Source organism: Pseudovibrio sp. W64 (assembly GCF_001623145.1).
GTDB lineage: Bacteria > Pseudomonadota > Alphaproteobacteria > Rhizobiales > Stappiaceae > Pseudovibrio.
Window position 1 is genome coordinate 63,659 of record NZ_LMCI01000030.1, and the last position, 14,671, is coordinate 78,329.

Consider the following 14,671-nt stretch of genomic DNA (forward strand, 5'->3'; position numbering starts at 1 on the left):
CCCAACCCAACCTACGACAAACTGACGGTCGCTCCGCCAGCAGCCCGCTACGTAGGCATAGACACAGAGTATCGAAGGAATTGAGGAGGGGGATAAGTTTTGTGACCAGAGCATTCTCATTCTCTCCGAATGAAGCAGTAACACTCTTTCACCTCTAACAAAAAAGGGCACCCTAAAAGGTGCCCTCCCTAATCTCATCAGTAGCTGAAAAGCTTATGCAGCAGCTTCTGCTTTTGGCTTAATCAGGCCGCGGTTCACCAGAACCTCAGCAATCTGAACTGTGTTCAGCGCAGCGCCTTTACGCAGGTTATCGGAAACAACCCACATGTTCAGGCCGTTCTCAACGGTCGCGTCTTCACGAATACGGGAAACGTAAGTCGCATCTTCGCCAGCACACTCGTAAGGAGTGACATAGCCGCCGTCTTCACGCTTATCGACAACCAGAATACCCGGCGCTTCGCGCAGCAGGTCCTGAGCTTCTTCAGGAGAAAGTGGGCTGTCCAGTTCCATGTTCACGGACTCGGCATGACCAACAAACACAGGCACGCGAACAGCAGTACAGGTTACCTTGATGGTTGGATCGAGCATCTTCTTGGTCTCAGCAAGAACCTTCCACTCTTCCTTAGTGTAACCATCTTCCATGAATTCATCGATATGCGGGATCACATTAAACGCAATGCGTTTGGTGAACTGCTGAGGCTCAATCGGGTCGTTTACGAAAACAGCGCGGGTCTGATTAAACAACTCGTCCATCGCATCTTTGCCACCACCGGAAACGGACTGGTAAGTGGAGACAACGAGGCGCTTGATACCAGCTTTTTCGTGAATTGGCTTAAGAGCAACAACCAACTGTGCAGTGGAGCAATTCGGGTTCGCGATGATGTTCTTCTTTTTGAAGTCAACAATATCATCTGCGTTCACTTCAGGCACGATCAGCGGAACATCCTGATCATAGCGCCATGCAGAAGAGTTATCGATGACAACACAGCCCTTGGCAGCAATCTTCGGAGCCCACTCTTTCGCGATGGTACCGCCAGCAGACATCAAACAGATGTCAACATCGGAGAAATCAAAATTCTCCATCGCTTTAACTTTCAGCGTCTTGTCACCAAAGGAGATTTCTTTGCCCTGAGAGCGGCGAGATGCCAATGCAATCACTTCATCAGCTGGGAAACCACGCTCTGCCAGAATATCCAGCATTTCCGCACCCACATTGCCGGTAGCACCTGCAATCGCAATCTTATAACCCATTGGTTTTGTCCTCTTCGTCTCCCCCGCTGGCTTCCGGAGGCTGACTGCGCCCGGTGAGCCCTCTGGCGCCCTCCGTCCCGGGGAGAGCGCGGGAAAGAGAGGCACCTTAGACGGTGGTCTTTGTCGTTTTCGTGGTGATTGTCTTGGTAGTCGTTTTAAGCGCAACAGAAGCCATGCGCGCGGTCATCGCACGTTTCATGGTTGTCTTCATGTTGGTCATCGCAAACATCATGCTGCTAAACACTACCTTCAAAATTGATCGCGCAGAAACTGCCTATAACCACATCATTTGTCAACAGGCATATCTCACGCAAATTAAAGTACGCAATCATCTGTCGCCCCAGCACACAGGGAAACCAAGGATTTCAGCCAGTTTTCAGAGAAACACTTAACAATCACCGAAGTAAGACTGACATAATCTCAAAAATGAGCGTTATCTGCGCCGCAAATGTAATCTAGAGCTGTCCTAAAAGTCGCATCAACCATTACTTGCACACATCACATGCAGCAACTAATAATATTTTAAACACAATTTAATCTTCCGGATCGCTTGCTCTTGAGCTGCATAGTCATGAGCAAATCTAAACTACAACTGGCGACGCAGAAAAAACAATGAAGTACTCTAAGATTTTATCAGCCTTGATTATTGGCCTGACTGTAACCGCGTGTAACTACGAGACTGAAGTTAGCCTATATGCGAGTGACTTGACGAAAGACACAGAAGGCAAACCAATCCTCGCTCCAGTCACGCTCGTGGGCAAAGGAACATTCTCAGAAGACGACTGTGAGAAAATTCGCGGCAAGGTCGAACCAGCGGTCCAACGCTCATTTCAAAACGCAGAGTTCAAAGGTTGCGCAAAAGCGCCAGACGGCATCGATCGTACAGTCACATTTAGTGCAAGCGTGCCCGCTTATGTCGGCTCATGGGAAGACAAAATCGGCTCAAGCGAGTTTAAGGGAGCATATGGGCTGCTCGTGGCTTACGAGCAAGAAATCCCAAATATAAAGAAGGTCATGTTCATCAAAGGCGCAAGCTACGATTATTTTGCAAAAGAACTCGACAATGCACTCCCTGGCTCAAAAATGTCCAAAGACGGGGCAGGAATCACACTCGAACTTCATAATGACATGCCCCAGAAAATCACGTTTAGTGGCAGCAACTTCTTCGTAAACGGAACTCCATACGGAAATGTTTTAGTAAATCTTGCGATGACGAAACGCGCTAACATCAAGGTAAAACTTTCAGATGCTGGTGCTCAATATCTCTTCACAAAAGGCTCCGATGTAATCGGTACAATCGACTTCGAGCCAAAATAAACGCTTCATTCATCAGCCGATTTTAGAGGCATCCATGGATGCCTCTAAACCACATCTCCAAACGCATTCACCAAGCGCCCGCCAAGCTCAATTTGCCGCAGTTCAGGCACGCAGCTTTCCGAATCCAGTTCAGCTGCCCACTCCACATCAACTGTGTAACCTCGGTGTGTCAGTTCCTGCCCACTCACGCAGCCCTTTAGCGCACCGAGCAAATCATCGGCACACGAAAGATAACCCGCCCGAGCAATCGAGGCTTCTGGCGACATCGGGCAGTCCAGCATATGCGCGAGTGCACCGCAGGCCAGTTGATCCTCGAAGGCAGGCCGCAAACTGCGATCCGGCCACTTCTCACCCGCAGCAACCAGTAAGACTTTGCCGGAAATCACCTTAAGATAAGCCGCCACCGCTGCTGCATTCCGAAGTGCAGCAGCAAACACCCGCCCTTCTCTCGGCAAAGCAGAAAGCGTCGCACCGTTGGGGCTGGGCAGGACCAACACATCGCTAGCAGAGAGCCCCATGAGCGTTGGTGGAGACAATGAGAAGCCACCCTCCCGGCGCTTCCCGGCACAAACTCCGCCAATCTCAACAGCCAGCGCTTTCCCCTCATCACGGTCAGCAACGGGCACCACCCTCGCTCCCCTGCCACAAGCAACAGAAGTCGCTGTCGAGAAGCTCAGGCAATCAACAATCACAGTCGCCGCAAAGCCATCACTGCTTGCGTTCCGTCCCCATTCCAAATGCACAAAGTCAGCCATAAACAACCTCTAGGTGATATATTTTTTTCGTTTCTCTATAAATTTCTTTTGAAAGATTTCTCAATGCGTTTCGTTAAATACCTGATCGCTATCAGTATGGTTGCCATCGTCACTGTACTATCAGTCACAATCGTAACTAGATATGACTCCTCACAGCCCTACTTCTCGTCAGAATCCTATTGGTTTGCCAAATCAGCGAACATCAAAGACGTAAGAAAGACTCTCACTCCATATCTTGTAGCAGAACTGAGAGAGAAGAATTTGAGCCTCAAACAGCCTGTTTTTCTTCGTATTTTCAAAGAAGAGGCTCAGTTAGAAGTCTGGAAGCAAAAAAACGGTGATTATGAACTCTTCAAAACCTACGATATTTGCTCGTTTTCTGGAGGATTAGGACCCAAACTAAAAGAAGGTGATAGGCAAGCGCCTGAAGGATTTTATCAAGTAACAACACGTCAGCTAAATCCTAAAAGCGTAAATCACCTTGCATTCAATCTTGGTTTCCCAAACGCCTTTGACAAATCTAATAGTCGGACTGGATCATTCCTAATGGTTCACGGCAACTGCTTATCAGCAGGTTGTTATGCAATGACTGACAAAGGAATGGAGGAAATTTACTTACTGGTCGAAAATGCCCTGCTAAGTGGTCAAGCTTCCGTGGACGTTCACATCTTCCCATTCCATATGACAGAGACCAACATGGCTATCCATGCCAACAGCCGTTGGTTACCCTTCTGGAGAAACTTGCGAGAAGGATATTCTCATTTCAATGATAGAGGCGTCCCACCGAGAGTTTCAGTTGCGGCAAGGTCATACGCCTTTCAATGAATGCTACCAACGCCTTCAGCCACAGCAAAGCCATCACTGCTTGCGTTCCGTCCCCATTCCAAATGCACAAAGTCAGCCATAAACAACCTCAAAATGATAAAACCGTGGGCACCGGAAAAAGTGGGCCAATCAATCCTTGCATGGCATCGCGTCTGCACTCAGTTTGAACAGAGCGATCAAAAGTCACAACGGAATAATGATGGACCTCCTTTCTCAATTGCAAGCACTTGCTGCCGATCTCGAACGCTCTCAGCTGCCAGAGGTCTTCAAGTATGCATGGTGGGTCTATCCGGCAATCAACACCGGCCACATCGTCGGATTAGCAATGCTATTCGGCTCCCTTGTCCCGCTTGATCTGCGCATGATGGGCATGTGGCGGTCCATACCATTGTACGACCTTGCACGTCCCCTCACCCGCATTGCCCTTCTGGGCGGCCTGATCGCGATCACGACTGGCATCTTCCTGCTTTCAGTCAAAGCACAAGTATACGTCAACGCGCCCATATTCTGGGCCAAGTCAGGCTTTTTCACACTCGCCCTGCTCAACGCATTGTTCCTGCGCTTTAACAAACCGTGGCGCTATCTGGCACAAGTCGACTCCCGCGGAACCATCTCCCGCTTCAAATCCGCTGGCTTCATCTCGCTGTTCAGCTGGCTCGGTGTCCTGATCTGCGGGAGAATGTTCGGGTATCTCTAGTCCGATAAGTCAGTGAGCTTTCCTATTCTTCGTGGCACAAAAGCTAAGCTAAACAGAACGGACAAAACCGATGATCATCCGCACAGAGCTACCATCTGATGTCGAAGCAATCCGCAATCTCGTTTATGCAGCTTTCGAAAACCACCCACACCATGAACCCAGCGCAAAGCCAACAGAGCACCTGATCATCGACCAATTGCGTGCCAGCGGTGAGCTGACACTGTCACTCATCGGAGGGCAAGCTGGCGGCATGGTAGGCCATATCGCTTTCTCTCCTGTAACAATCGATGGTGTGGACAAAGGTTGGTATGGCCTTGGCCCAGTGGCTGTTACTCCGAAACATCAGGGCAAGGGCTTTGGCTCCGCCCTGATCATGGAGGGAATGCAGCAAATCAAGCAGATTGGTGCCAAAGGTGTCGTTTTGCTTGGGGAGCCGGACTATTACAGCCGCTTCGGCTTTCAACAAACAGAAGACCTCGTCTTCCCCGGCGTGCCAGCGCAGTACTTTATGCAGCATACCTTTGAGGGAGAGACACCAACAGGCACCCTCGCTTATTCCGGGGCCTTCGCAGCAAGCTAATATGATGAAGAATTACGGCTACTCATCACATTTGTCGGGCAAGGCCCGGCTCAAAGGCTTATCCGTTGGCTTCAACTCAGCCTTGTTAATCGCAATGGGTGAGTAAGGCGGATCGGTAATCGTACCCGGCACAACCATATGTAAAACATAGCAGCCCGCATAAACCTGCGAAGTGCCGTCGGAAAGGTGCGTTTCAATCGCTACCGGAAGCGGCCAATAGAGCTGGCTCATGCCTGCATCTGGCTGGGTAGGCCCATAGCGCAGCTGCACAGACTCCGTTGTTCGAAACCCTTCCTTCCACTCCTGAAAGTTCTTAGGTGGGGTGTTGAAGTAGCTATACGCCTGCACATACTCCTTGCGGTTGATGGCATTATAATAGCTTTCAACCACCGCTTGGGGTGTGCTGCGGTCATCCATGTAAGGAATCCCATCAAACACCAGGGCATTGGCGCTCGATGCACCACAAACCGCCAGTATTGCGCAGGCTCCGGCGAGCCTGTTTCGATTGAACATGGTTGTGTCCTGTTACGTTTTTAAATCACACAACCAAGTTCAACAAAGACAAGCTAATGCAGGTTTAAACCACTCACTGTGCTCTCATATAGACCGCTTCGTTGGTAAACGAACCGGCATCCAACAGGTGTACAGTTTGATAAACCGTGAGCTGAGAGCCGTCTTCATTCAGCTCGCGCTTGGCAACCATAATGCTAAGGCCGCCGCGCTTTGCTTCAGAAACCAGATCACCATCCGTGTTCAAAGAGAGGGAAAGCGTATCCGCAAACGGGTTTTGCGGCATAGGGCGATCTTCCCCATCAGGAATGCCTGAGAAGTTGGCCTCAACGGTCTCGCCCTCGCCTTCAACGGTTTTCATGAAGAAACCGATCTCGCCATTCTTCTCGACAATTTTCAAACTGCCACCCCAAGGCACAGAACCCTGCTCATAGTTTGAGGCGTCAGGATCCAGAATCCAGGTTCCGAGGAAGGGTCTTAAACGTTCATCCATGCTCTGTCTTTCAGCAATGCTTCTCAAAATTTGTCTTGGCTCAGGCTTATGCCGCACAGGGGTTTTTCGCGCAACCAAATCACACGGCTAACTCCCGTGATTAACATCCAGTCGCCAAACTTCCAAAAAACCAATCTTAAAGCAGCAGGCACATCTAACGGAACTTTTGTGCTCTTCGCTGACAATCACAAGCAAAAGAACTCACTCCGGAGGCCTCATGCTCAAGCGCTTTGCCATCCACCCGATTGCCTTGTTCAAGATCAGCTTAGCCCTACTCGCTTTTGTTCTTCAGCCAATAGCCGCAAATGCCTGCACCAGCTTCGTCCTGTCCACCGTCGACAACATCAAAACGTATGGCCGCACGATGGAATTCGGCAAGCAGATCCCCACTAAAATTGGGCTCATCCCACGCGGTTACAAGTTCCAATCTCAAATCAATGATGAAGCGGGCCACAGCTGGACCGGCAAAATTGCTGTGATTGGCGCCAGCATCTTCGACAGCCCCGCCTTGGTTGATGGCATGAACGAATACGGTCTGTCCGGCGGCGCCCTCTACTTCCCCGGCTCTGCAGCCTACAAAAACCCGTCAGATGATGAAGCGCAGCGCACCAAGGAAATCAATCAGATAGACTTCCTCGTCTGGATGCTTTCAACCTTCAAAACAGTCGAAGAAATCAAAGTCAATCTGGATCAGGTCTCATTAGTCGGAACCTTCTACGAGAGCATGGATGAGATCCCGCCGCTTCACTACACCCTGCATGATGCAGCTGGCTTTTCCATCGTCATAGAGCCCATAAATGGCGAGTTGAAAGTCTACGACAATCCTTACACCGTGCTCACCAACTCGCCAGACTTCGAGTGGCATGTCCAGAACATCCGCAACTACCTGTTCCTCTCTCCATTCAACATTGGCTCTACTGAGATCATGGGACAGGAACTAACCCCCTTCGGTCAGGGTTCTGGCTTGCTTGGCATCCCGGGTGACCCAACTCCACCTTCCCGGTTTATCCGCGCTCTGGGTTTAATCTCCACCATTGATGCTGCTGAGCTAAACAAGAACCGGCTTGTCACTATGGAGCACGTGCTCAACAACTTCGACATTCCAAAAGGGTTTGTAAGGCCTGCAATTTCGCCAGTTGAGCAGGAACAAGAAGCCAACGACTACACCCAGTGGTCGACCATTGCTGACATTGAAAACAGAAAGTACTTCATCAAAACCTACGAGAACCCAACGCTGCATGGCGTGAGTTTTGAAGACTTCGATGTCACAGGGTCACAGATACAGTTCGTGAATCTGCCAAGTCCCAAACCCACACAGCCGCTGCTTCCACCTATGCAATAAAAAACAGGGCTCCCGAACCAACGGAAGCCCTGTTTTAAATCTCTAAACTCTGAACTGCCAGCTTATGCTGAAACACCTGCAAGAGCAGTCAGCTCGGCAACAATGGCATCACCCATCTGTGCGGTGGTGATGGTTGCTTCACCATCCTTCGCGATGTCTTTTGTGCGCAGACCTTTGTCCAGTGCGTTGGAGATTGCTTTTTCAACCATGTCGGCCTCTGCAATCTTCTGGAAGGAGTAGCGCAGCGCCATTGCAAAACTTGCGATCATTGCAATTGGGTTAGCAGCACCTGTGCCAGAGATGTCAGGAGCAGAACCGTGCACTGGCTCATAGAGGGCTTTGCGCTTGCCGGTTGCGTCATCAGGCGCACCAAGAGAAGCAGACGGCAGCATACCCAGAGAACCAGTCAGCATCGCCGCAACATCAGACAGCATGTCACCAAACAGGTTGTCGGTTACAATAACGTCAAACTGCTTTGGCCAACGCACCAGCTGCATGCCGCCAGCGTCTGCCAGCATGTGGTCCAGCTCAACATCTGCGTAATTTGCTTTGTGTGTGGCAGTCACAACTTCGTTCCAAAGCACGCCGGATTTCATCACATTGCGCTTTTCCATGGAGCAAACTTTGTTGTCACGGGTGCGCGCAAGATCAAATGCAACGCCAGCAATACGCTCAATTTCGTAGCTGTCGTAAACCTGCGTGTCGATACCGCGCTTCTGGCCGTTGTCCAGATCGATGATCTCTTTCGGCTCACCGAAGTAAACACCACCAGTCAGTTCGCGAACGATCAGAATATCCAATCCTTCAATGACGTCCGGCTTCAAAGAAGACGCATCAGCCAGCGCTGGATAGCAAATCGCAGGGCGAAGGTTTGCAAACAGGCCAAGGTCTTTACGAAGACGCAGCAGGCCAGCTTCCGGGCGAACCTCATAAGGAACGTCATCCCATTTAGGACCGCCAACAGCACCGAAAATAACAGCATCAGCTGCCTGTGCTTTCGCCATATCTTCTTCAGAGATGGAAACGCCGTGTGCATCGTAGGCACTGCCACCAACAAGGCCTTCGTCATACTCGTAAGTATCTTCGCCCTGCTCGTTGAGCCAGGCGATAACCTTTTTCACCTCCTCCATGATTTCAGGACCAATTCCATCACCAGGAAGAAGCAGGAGCTTGTTGGATGCCATGGGTCAATATCCCCGTTTTCTGCAAATTGAAGTTGACCATTTGTGCCGCCTCGCCTCACTCATTGCAAGGTTCAATATTTCAACGAAAATGGATGGGTCCTCAACTATTGCCACACAGACAGGTTTCTTTAATCCCACTATGCTAGATTTTTCAAACTGAGAGTGGACAGTTCTAAGGCACTGCAAAATATGCATAACTTGTTAGTCATAGGTGGATCGGGCTTTGTGGGCGCATCTCTCATCCCGGCCTTACTTTCGAAGGGATATAATGTAACCCTGCTCAACAGAGGCACACGCCCGGTTCCGGGAACCAAGCAGTTGGTTGCAGACAGAAACGATCCTTTTGCCATGCAGCAGATCACTGATAAATTCGAAGCGGTAATCGATACAAGCGCTTATACGCGAGAGCAGTCGAGGGTCGCATTCAACACCTTCGGCATTCATGCCAAAAAGTGGATTCATCTCTCCAGCGCAGCGGTTTACAAAGAAACCAAAGGGCACTTACCGAGCGAGAAAGACCCGATCGGCGGAGCTTCCGTTTGGGGTGTTTATGGCAGAGATAAATCTGAAGCAGACCACTTCCTGCTAAATCAGGAACACACACCAGCCGTCGCCATCCGCCCGCCTTATCTATATGGCCCCAACAATGATATCGACCGAGAGCAATTTGTCTGGGCGCGTGCTTTAACAGAACGCCCGATCATCCTGCCCGGTGATGGCCAGACTAAACTGCAGTTTTTGCACGAAGAAGATCTCGCAAGCTTCATCCTCTATCTGCTGGCTATGCATGCCATGCCGACCGAAGCTATCAATCTGGCTGACCCGCACATCCTCACCATCGAAAAATGGGTGAAGATGCTCTGCGATATTGCAGAGGTCGAACCAGAAATTCTCTACGGCAATGACATGGCGCCCAGCATCCCAGCCCGCGAGTATTTCCCCTTCCGCGATTACGATTGCGCACTCGATGTGACCAGATATCTGGAAAACTTCGACTGGCAACCGCATTACAAACTACGTGATGGCTTCACGCACACCTTCAAAAGCCACAGCAAAGAGGAGCTCGCCAAAAGCTCCCCTCCTACACTGGCTGAAAAGGCGATCGAGTACTAAGTTGGGAAGCGGCTACTGGTATCGCCCGTGCCGCTCCAACATCTCGATTCGATATCCATCGGGATCAGTCACAAAGAAGAACCGTGCCAGCAGAGTACCTTCCACGAAAAACTCTTTGATGTCCTCAGGAGCAAGCCCTTCCTCCTGAAAACGCTTATGTTCAGCAGCCAGCCCATCCACACAGAACGCGATGTGCCCGTACCCGTCACCTAATGAGTATGGCTCGCTGCGGTCTTTGTTGACTGTGAGCTCAACCTCAAAATCATTCTCCGCATTGCGCAGATAAACCAGCGTAAAGCTGTCAAAATCCAGCCGCTCGGCAACTTCCAGACCAAACGCCCTACGATAAAACGTAAGCGAACGCTCTTCATCCAGAACCCGGATCATCATGTGAATTGCTTTTGCCATGGAAGGACCTCTCAGCAGAATTGACTGCAAAAGGAGTAGGTCGCACAAGCCACCGTCGTCAACCGCAACATGACACATATCCGAACTGCCCTTTACCAGTTCACAAATCTTGCTCAATTGAGCTGGGCCACTTGCAGTAACAATGCACGCCACCTAAGATCGCAGCGTGGTTCGGACACCCGCCGCTCGCAAGCATACCGCTCTGGTGAAGCTCCATCTTCTCTACATCAAACCGCATAATTTCAGCGGTTTACTGGCAACGCGAGCTCCAGCACTTTCCCGCTTCTGAACTGAAAGCAGTTTTGATGTCTGACGTTTCTTCTTCCAAACCGGACAATATTTTTCTGTCCGGCTCCATACCTATTCTCTTTGCAAAAACCGCAATACCCCTCAGCCTTGTCATGATGGTCAATGGCTTACACACCGTCGTCGACGCCTATTTTCTGGGAACCTATGTGGGTACACAAGCGCTGACTGGCGTCACCCTCATGTTCCCTCTCTTCATGATTCTGGTTTCCCTGTTCACGCTCGTGTCCAACGGCTTCGCCAGCATCTATGCAAGGGCCTTTGGCGCCAACAACCACCGCATCGCAAAGAAGATCATCGACAGCGCAATCGCCCTTGCCCTGATCGTCTGCGGCATCCTCATTCTGGGGTTTCTGATAGCAGGATTTCAACTTGCCCTGTTCCTGACCAACGGCTCTGACGAGCTAGCTGGAATTGGCTATCAATACATGGCGATCCTCATTTTGGGCTCGCCGCTGGGGTTTGTTCTTTCCATCAACATCGACAGGCTGCGTTGTGAGGGATTACTGCCTCTCATGACAGTCATTACCCTGAGCTCCGCGTTCCTGAACATCTTCTTCGATTGGCTCTATGTAGTTCAGTTCGGCTGGGGCGTAGCAGGCTCTGCCTATGGGACATTGACTGCACAGCTGATCTCATTGGTGGCGTTGATCGTCTATTACACATCCAAGCGCAGAGAACTTTCCTTCCTGAACTGGCGGCCAGTGAGCTTCCAATGGAAGTCTCTTATTGCCCTTGGTGTTCCCCAAAGCCTTGGCTACACGGGCGTCTCACTGGCTGCTGCCGTCACTCTGTTTGCAATTCAGCTTTGGGCCGGAAGCAACTATGAAGTCACCGCAGGTGCCTATGGCATTATCACCAGAATGATGACCTTCACGTTCCTGCCTCTGCTGGGTCTCAGCATGGCGCTACAATCCATTTCAGGAAACAACTACGGCGCCCAAAAGCACGACAGAACCGCACAAACCTTGAAGATCGCGATCATAATCTCGCTCATCTACTGTGGCGGTGTTCAGGCAATCTACTTCCTGTTCAGCTCCCAGCTGGGCGCTATCTTTGTCGATGACGCAGCCACAATCGCAGACGTAGAGCGCATCATACCAATCGTCTCCATGATGTTCTTCCTCTCTGGTCCGTTGATGATGGTGGGCACATTCTTTCAGGCGATCGGCGATGCCGCCCGCGCAGGCATTCTGATGCTGGCTAAAACCTACCTGTTCGCAGTCCCGCTTACCCTCATCCTGCCCTATGCAATGGGAGAAGCCGGTATTTGGTACGCCAGTGTGTTCTCAGAAGTTCTGCTACTGGGCCTCACCTTTGTCGTCGTGCTGGCTCATAAACGAGCAGCGACTCCGACCACAGTTCTCGCAAACACATAACCAACACCCCTCGCATACTCTTTACGATATGCGAGGGGCACAAGTTTGTCGGCAACCTGTACCAAACAAGACAGCAGCCTTTCCTCACCCTCGCTAAATCTAGTCTCATGGATGCATCCACTTGCAACAGACGAACCGTCTTTATTGCAAGAAACAGCATCAACGGCATACACGTTCTATGGTGAGGCGCGCGAGACTGCATGACTGATTTAGTAAACGCACTGCTGATCGAACTCGGCAACAGAATTGGCTTTGACAACTTCTCCCTGAACGAAGACGACCAGATTTTCCTCGGTCTTGATCAGGACCTCACCATGAGCATTGTCTGGCGAGATGAAAGCCAGACTCTCCTTTTCAATGCAGTTGTCAGCAAGCGCGACACCAGCAACCCGCATGTCCTTCAGGCTTTGATGCAGGCAAATTGCGTGTTTGCAGACAGTCATGCCATGGCGTTTAACATCAGCCCAAAAGCAAGCTGCATAAACCTCTCCATGGTGGTGACAATCTCCGACAGATCCTCCTTTGCCCTGCACAACAAGCTGGACATGTTCATCCGCACAGCTGCCTCCTGGCACGAGCGTCTCAAGAATCCAGAAGGGCTCAGCCCGAATTGGGATAACCCAAGCCACGCCAACCCCTGCCAGACCGATAACTTCGCAGATTTTGGAGCAAGAGTATGAGCACCATTGAACTCTCTAGTTTTGTAACTGCAGCCCAATTCGACAACGGTCTGGACAAACTGCACACCACGCAAGAGACCGTTACACAACGCACTTCTCATACATCGGTTGGCGGAAAAGTGCTTTCCTGGGCCAAGCTCCATATCACTGGAGATGGCCAGAAATCTGCAGACCAGACCCGTTTTCAGGAAGCATTAAAAACAGAATTCGGCAAAGACGTCGGTGAAGCCGCTTACAAGGCTTTCGCGCCAGGTGATGGGAAAGCCCACAGCTTGACCAAAGCACAGGTACTGGACACAGTTGAGTTCGCACTCACAACTCAGGAAAATAAAGCCGAAGAGCTCAATGTAACGACACAAGCGGCTATCCTCACAAGCGTCACCAAAACGCATGGTGCAGAGGTAGCAGCCAATGTCACCAAATTGCTGGAAGGCTCAAGCGAGTTTGCAAATGCCGGAACCGATCCTGAGCAAATAAAGCCAATTGTCTCACAGATTGCAGTGGATGTTGCGAAGAATTTGGAAGCAATAGACGCCAGCATCACTCAGCACATCGAGAAACTGGGCGACCGTGAATACCTGGCAGCAGCTGCTTCAGAGGCTGGCATCCAGATCGACTGGGACAATGTCTCCCCTGAGCAGATCACAAAACTGCAGGAAAACGTTCAAGGCAAACTGGAAAATCAATCCAGATCAGACAAATCAAACTCTTCTATTCGCAGCAGCTTGAAGGATGAACACATTCAACAGGCCGTAAACAACCAGCTTCGCGCCATCGAAGCGCTTCAATCAGCAAGCGCAGGCGGAACAGCCCTTAAGCAGGTCTTCGCTGAATTGGACTTGCCTGCTGAGAAGGTGGCCCCAAGCGCATTTGGATTAATCGCATCGGTATTGAACGGCGAGTTCAAAACATGGTCTGGCCCAGAAGGCACGAACGACCTTACTGACCAGATCGAGGCGATTGTCAAAAAGACAATCACCAACTGCGCTGTTCAGGGCGTATTAAAATCAACACTGAGTGAAATCGCCCAAACAGATGAGTTTAGCGCACAAATCACTCCATTTGTTCCTGAGGGAACACCCAAAGAAATCAGCGCTGCACAAAAATGGCTACCTAGTCTCGCTGCTCAGGAAATTGTCGAGCAATTGAAGGTAGGCAATCATTTTGAGGAGCAAGGAGGCATCCTCAACGCAGCAGTCACCGAACTGGGTAGGCAAATTGAATCTGCAAATGCAACCAACTACACAATCAAGGGCTTTGTTGAGCAACTTGCCTCTGAAAACCTCGATGTCGAGTCGACACTCGCTTATGCCGCAGAATACTCAAAAAATGCGAGCGCCTTTGGAGGAGATACAAATAAGTCTTCTTCAGCACGCCATTTTACGAAAATATTCAATGACCACCCAGAAATGAAAACCAAGTTGAACGAGGCTTTCTACTCAGACAAACTTCGCCTTAATCTCCAACTGATTGGTGCAGGTATCCAGCGAGTTTCAGAAGTCTCATTGAAACTACTAGAAGTACGGGTACAACAAGTTGGTCGAAGCAAAGCTGAAGCTCAAGCACATCATGCAGAGCTAATTGCCACGCTTGAGGGGCCTTTCAAACAACTGTTTAACCCAGTTTTGGACGCTTTGAGCCTGCCTGAAGCCGACCAGATGTCTGAAGAAGAATTCATGGAAGAAAAAAACTTGGTCTTAGATGAGTTTTCCTTGCCAGATGAGCAGCCTGAGCAAACAGCTGATGTTGCAAACGGACTCGTGAAACACTTCGACAGCATCTTCAAGAAGCACAATCTTCAGCTCGACTTCTGATCTAGCAAAGCGTGCCA

The 14,671-nt window shown here is 50.4% G+C and carries 15 protein-coding genes; 9 read left to right on the forward strand and 6 right to left on the reverse strand.

The genetic code is table 11. The features are described 5' to 3' along the window. Positions 1-213: 213 nt before the first annotated feature. Positions 214-1,251, reverse strand: a complete 1,038-nt coding sequence (locus tag PsW64_RS13140; protein WP_057465112.1) for an aspartate-semialdehyde dehydrogenase — start codon at positions 1,249-1,251, stop codon at positions 214-216. A gap of 612 nt (positions 1,252-1,863) precedes the next feature. Here PsW64_RS13140 and PsW64_RS13145 point away from each other — a divergent pair. After that, positions 1,864-2,568 (forward strand): DUF7424 family protein, encoded by a 705-nt coding sequence (locus PsW64_RS13145; RefSeq protein WP_057465111.1) that lies wholly within the window; start codon positions 1,864-1,866, stop codon positions 2,566-2,568. Positions 2,569-2,612: 44 nt separating this feature from the next. Here the strand turns inward: PsW64_RS13145 and PsW64_RS13150 are convergent, their stop codons facing one another. After that, positions 2,613-3,323, reverse strand: a complete 711-nt coding sequence (locus PsW64_RS13150) for a 2-phosphosulfolactate phosphatase (protein WP_063303893.1) — start codon at positions 3,321-3,323, stop codon at positions 2,613-2,615. Between the two features lie 63 nt (positions 3,324-3,386). On the opposite strand from PsW64_RS13150, the gene PsW64_RS13155 reads away from it, so the two are divergent. The 3 genes from PsW64_RS13155 (at position 3,387) to PsW64_RS13165 (ending at position 5,425) form a co-directional block, all read left to right on the forward strand. Beyond that, positions 3,387-4,148, forward strand: a complete 762-nt coding sequence (locus PsW64_RS13155) for a L,D-transpeptidase family protein (RefSeq protein WP_153042372.1) — start codon at positions 3,387-3,389, stop codon at positions 4,146-4,148. Positions 4,149-4,347: 199 nt separating this feature from the next. Further along, positions 4,348-4,845, forward strand: a complete 498-nt coding sequence (locus PsW64_RS13160) for a hypothetical protein (protein WP_208980767.1) — start codon at positions 4,348-4,350, stop codon at positions 4,843-4,845. A 70-nt stretch (positions 4,846-4,915) separates the two neighbouring features. Next, positions 4,916-5,425, forward strand: coding sequence for a GNAT family N-acetyltransferase (locus tag PsW64_RS13165; protein ID WP_063303895.1), 510 nt, complete (start codon positions 4,916-4,918; stop codon positions 5,423-5,425). A gap of 18 nt (positions 5,426-5,443) precedes the next feature. Here the strand turns inward: PsW64_RS13165 and PsW64_RS13170 are convergent, their stop codons facing one another. Both PsW64_RS13170 and PsW64_RS13175 read right to left on the reverse strand, forming a co-directional pair. Then, on the reverse strand, positions 5,444-5,938 hold the full coding sequence (locus tag PsW64_RS13170) for a hypothetical protein (RefSeq protein WP_063303896.1): 495 nt from the start codon (positions 5,936-5,938) through the stop codon (positions 5,444-5,446). A 73-nt stretch (positions 5,939-6,011) separates the two neighbouring features. Then, the gene (locus PsW64_RS13175; RefSeq protein WP_063290359.1) at positions 6,012-6,428 is read right to left on the reverse strand and encodes a hypothetical protein; all 417 of its coding nucleotides are present in this window, start codon (positions 6,426-6,428) and stop codon (positions 6,012-6,014) included. 217 nt (positions 6,429-6,645) lie between these two features. Here PsW64_RS13175 and PsW64_RS13180 point away from each other — a divergent pair, with 217 nt between their 5' ends. After that, positions 6,646-7,770, forward strand: coding sequence for a linear amide C-N hydrolase (locus tag PsW64_RS13180; protein ID WP_063303897.1), 1,125 nt, complete (start codon positions 6,646-6,648; stop codon positions 7,768-7,770). Positions 7,771-7,832: 62 nt separating this feature from the next. Here the strand turns inward: PsW64_RS13180 and leuB are convergent, their stop codons facing one another. After that, positions 7,833-8,954, reverse strand: a complete 1,122-nt coding sequence (leuB, locus tag PsW64_RS13185; RefSeq protein ID WP_063291788.1) for a 3-isopropylmalate dehydrogenase — start codon at positions 8,952-8,954, stop codon at positions 7,833-7,835. A 189-nt stretch (positions 8,955-9,143) separates the two neighbouring features. Between leuB and PsW64_RS13190 the strand changes: the two genes are divergently transcribed. Further along, on the forward strand, positions 9,144-10,067 hold the full coding sequence (locus tag PsW64_RS13190) for an NAD-dependent epimerase/dehydratase family protein (protein ID WP_082831106.1): 924 nt from the start codon (positions 9,144-9,146) through the stop codon (positions 10,065-10,067). 12 nt (positions 10,068-10,079) lie between these two features. Here PsW64_RS13190 and PsW64_RS13195 read toward each other — a convergent pair whose 3' ends face one another. Further along, positions 10,080-10,475, reverse strand: a complete 396-nt coding sequence (locus PsW64_RS13195) for a VOC family protein (protein ID WP_063303898.1) — start codon at positions 10,473-10,475, stop codon at positions 10,080-10,082. Positions 10,476-10,780: 305 nt separating this feature from the next. On the opposite strand from PsW64_RS13195, the gene PsW64_RS13200 reads away from it, so the two are divergent. The 3 genes from PsW64_RS13200 (at position 10,781) to PsW64_RS13210 (ending at position 14,654) form a co-directional block, all read left to right on the forward strand. Next, positions 10,781-12,160 carry an MATE family efflux transporter gene (locus tag PsW64_RS13200; protein WP_063303899.1) on the forward strand — a complete coding sequence of 460 codons (1,380 nt, stop codon included), beginning with the start codon at positions 10,781-10,783 and terminating at the stop codon, positions 12,158-12,160. A gap of 200 nt (positions 12,161-12,360) precedes the next feature. Then, complete coding sequence (locus PsW64_RS13205; protein WP_063303900.1) at positions 12,361-12,840, forward strand: type III secretion system chaperone; 480 nt, start codon at positions 12,361-12,363, stop codon at positions 12,838-12,840. Then, the gene (locus tag PsW64_RS13210) at positions 12,837-14,654 is read left to right on the forward strand and encodes a hypothetical protein (protein WP_063303901.1); all 1,818 of its coding nucleotides are present in this window, start codon (positions 12,837-12,839) and stop codon (positions 14,652-14,654) included. Before PsW64_RS13205 ends, PsW64_RS13210 begins: the two co-directional genes overlap by 4 nt. Positions 14,655-14,671: the final 17 nt, after the last annotated feature.

Coding starts and splice junctions, on each gene's coding strand:
- PsW64_RS13145 (WP_057465111.1), top strand. CDS start 1,864: ATGAAGTACTCTAAGATTTTATCAGCCTTGATTATTGGCCTGACTGTA.
- PsW64_RS13210 (WP_063303901.1), top strand. CDS start 12,837: ATGAGCACCATTGAACTCTCTAGTTTTGTAACTGCAGCCCAATTCGAC.
- PsW64_RS13190 (WP_082831106.1), top strand. CDS start 9,144: ATGCATAACTTGTTAGTCATAGGTGGATCGGGCTTTGTGGGCGCATCT.
- PsW64_RS13160 (WP_208980767.1), top strand. CDS start 4,348: ATGGACCTCCTTTCTCAATTGCAAGCACTTGCTGCCGATCTCGAACGC.
- PsW64_RS13175 (WP_063290359.1), bottom strand. CDS start 6,428: ATGGATGAACGTTTAAGACCCTTCCTCGGAACCTGGATTCTGGATCCT.
- PsW64_RS13205 (WP_063303900.1), top strand. CDS start 12,361: ATGACTGATTTAGTAAACGCACTGCTGATCGAACTCGGCAACAGAATT.
- PsW64_RS13170 (WP_063303896.1), bottom strand. CDS start 5,938: ATGTTCAATCGAAACAGGCTCGCCGGAGCCTGCGCAATACTGGCGGTT.
- PsW64_RS13155 (WP_153042372.1), top strand. CDS start 3,387: ATGCGTTTCGTTAAATACCTGATCGCTATCAGTATGGTTGCCATCGTC.
- PsW64_RS13180 (WP_063303897.1), top strand. CDS start 6,646: ATGCTCAAGCGCTTTGCCATCCACCCGATTGCCTTGTTCAAGATCAGC.
- leuB (WP_063291788.1), bottom strand. CDS start 8,954: ATGGCATCCAACAAGCTCCTGCTTCTTCCTGGTGATGGAATTGGTCCT.
- PsW64_RS13200 (WP_063303899.1), top strand. CDS start 10,781: ATGTCTGACGTTTCTTCTTCCAAACCGGACAATATTTTTCTGTCCGGC.
- PsW64_RS13195 (WP_063303898.1), bottom strand. CDS start 10,475: ATGGCAAAAGCAATTCACATGATGATCCGGGTTCTGGATGAAGAGCGT.
- PsW64_RS13140 (WP_057465112.1), bottom strand. CDS start 1,251: ATGGGTTATAAGATTGCGATTGCAGGTGCTACCGGCAATGTGGGTGCG.
- PsW64_RS13165 (WP_063303895.1), top strand. CDS start 4,916: ATGATCATCCGCACAGAGCTACCATCTGATGTCGAAGCAATCCGCAAT.
- PsW64_RS13150 (WP_063303893.1), bottom strand. CDS start 3,323: ATGGCTGACTTTGTGCATTTGGAATGGGGACGGAACGCAAGCAGTGAT.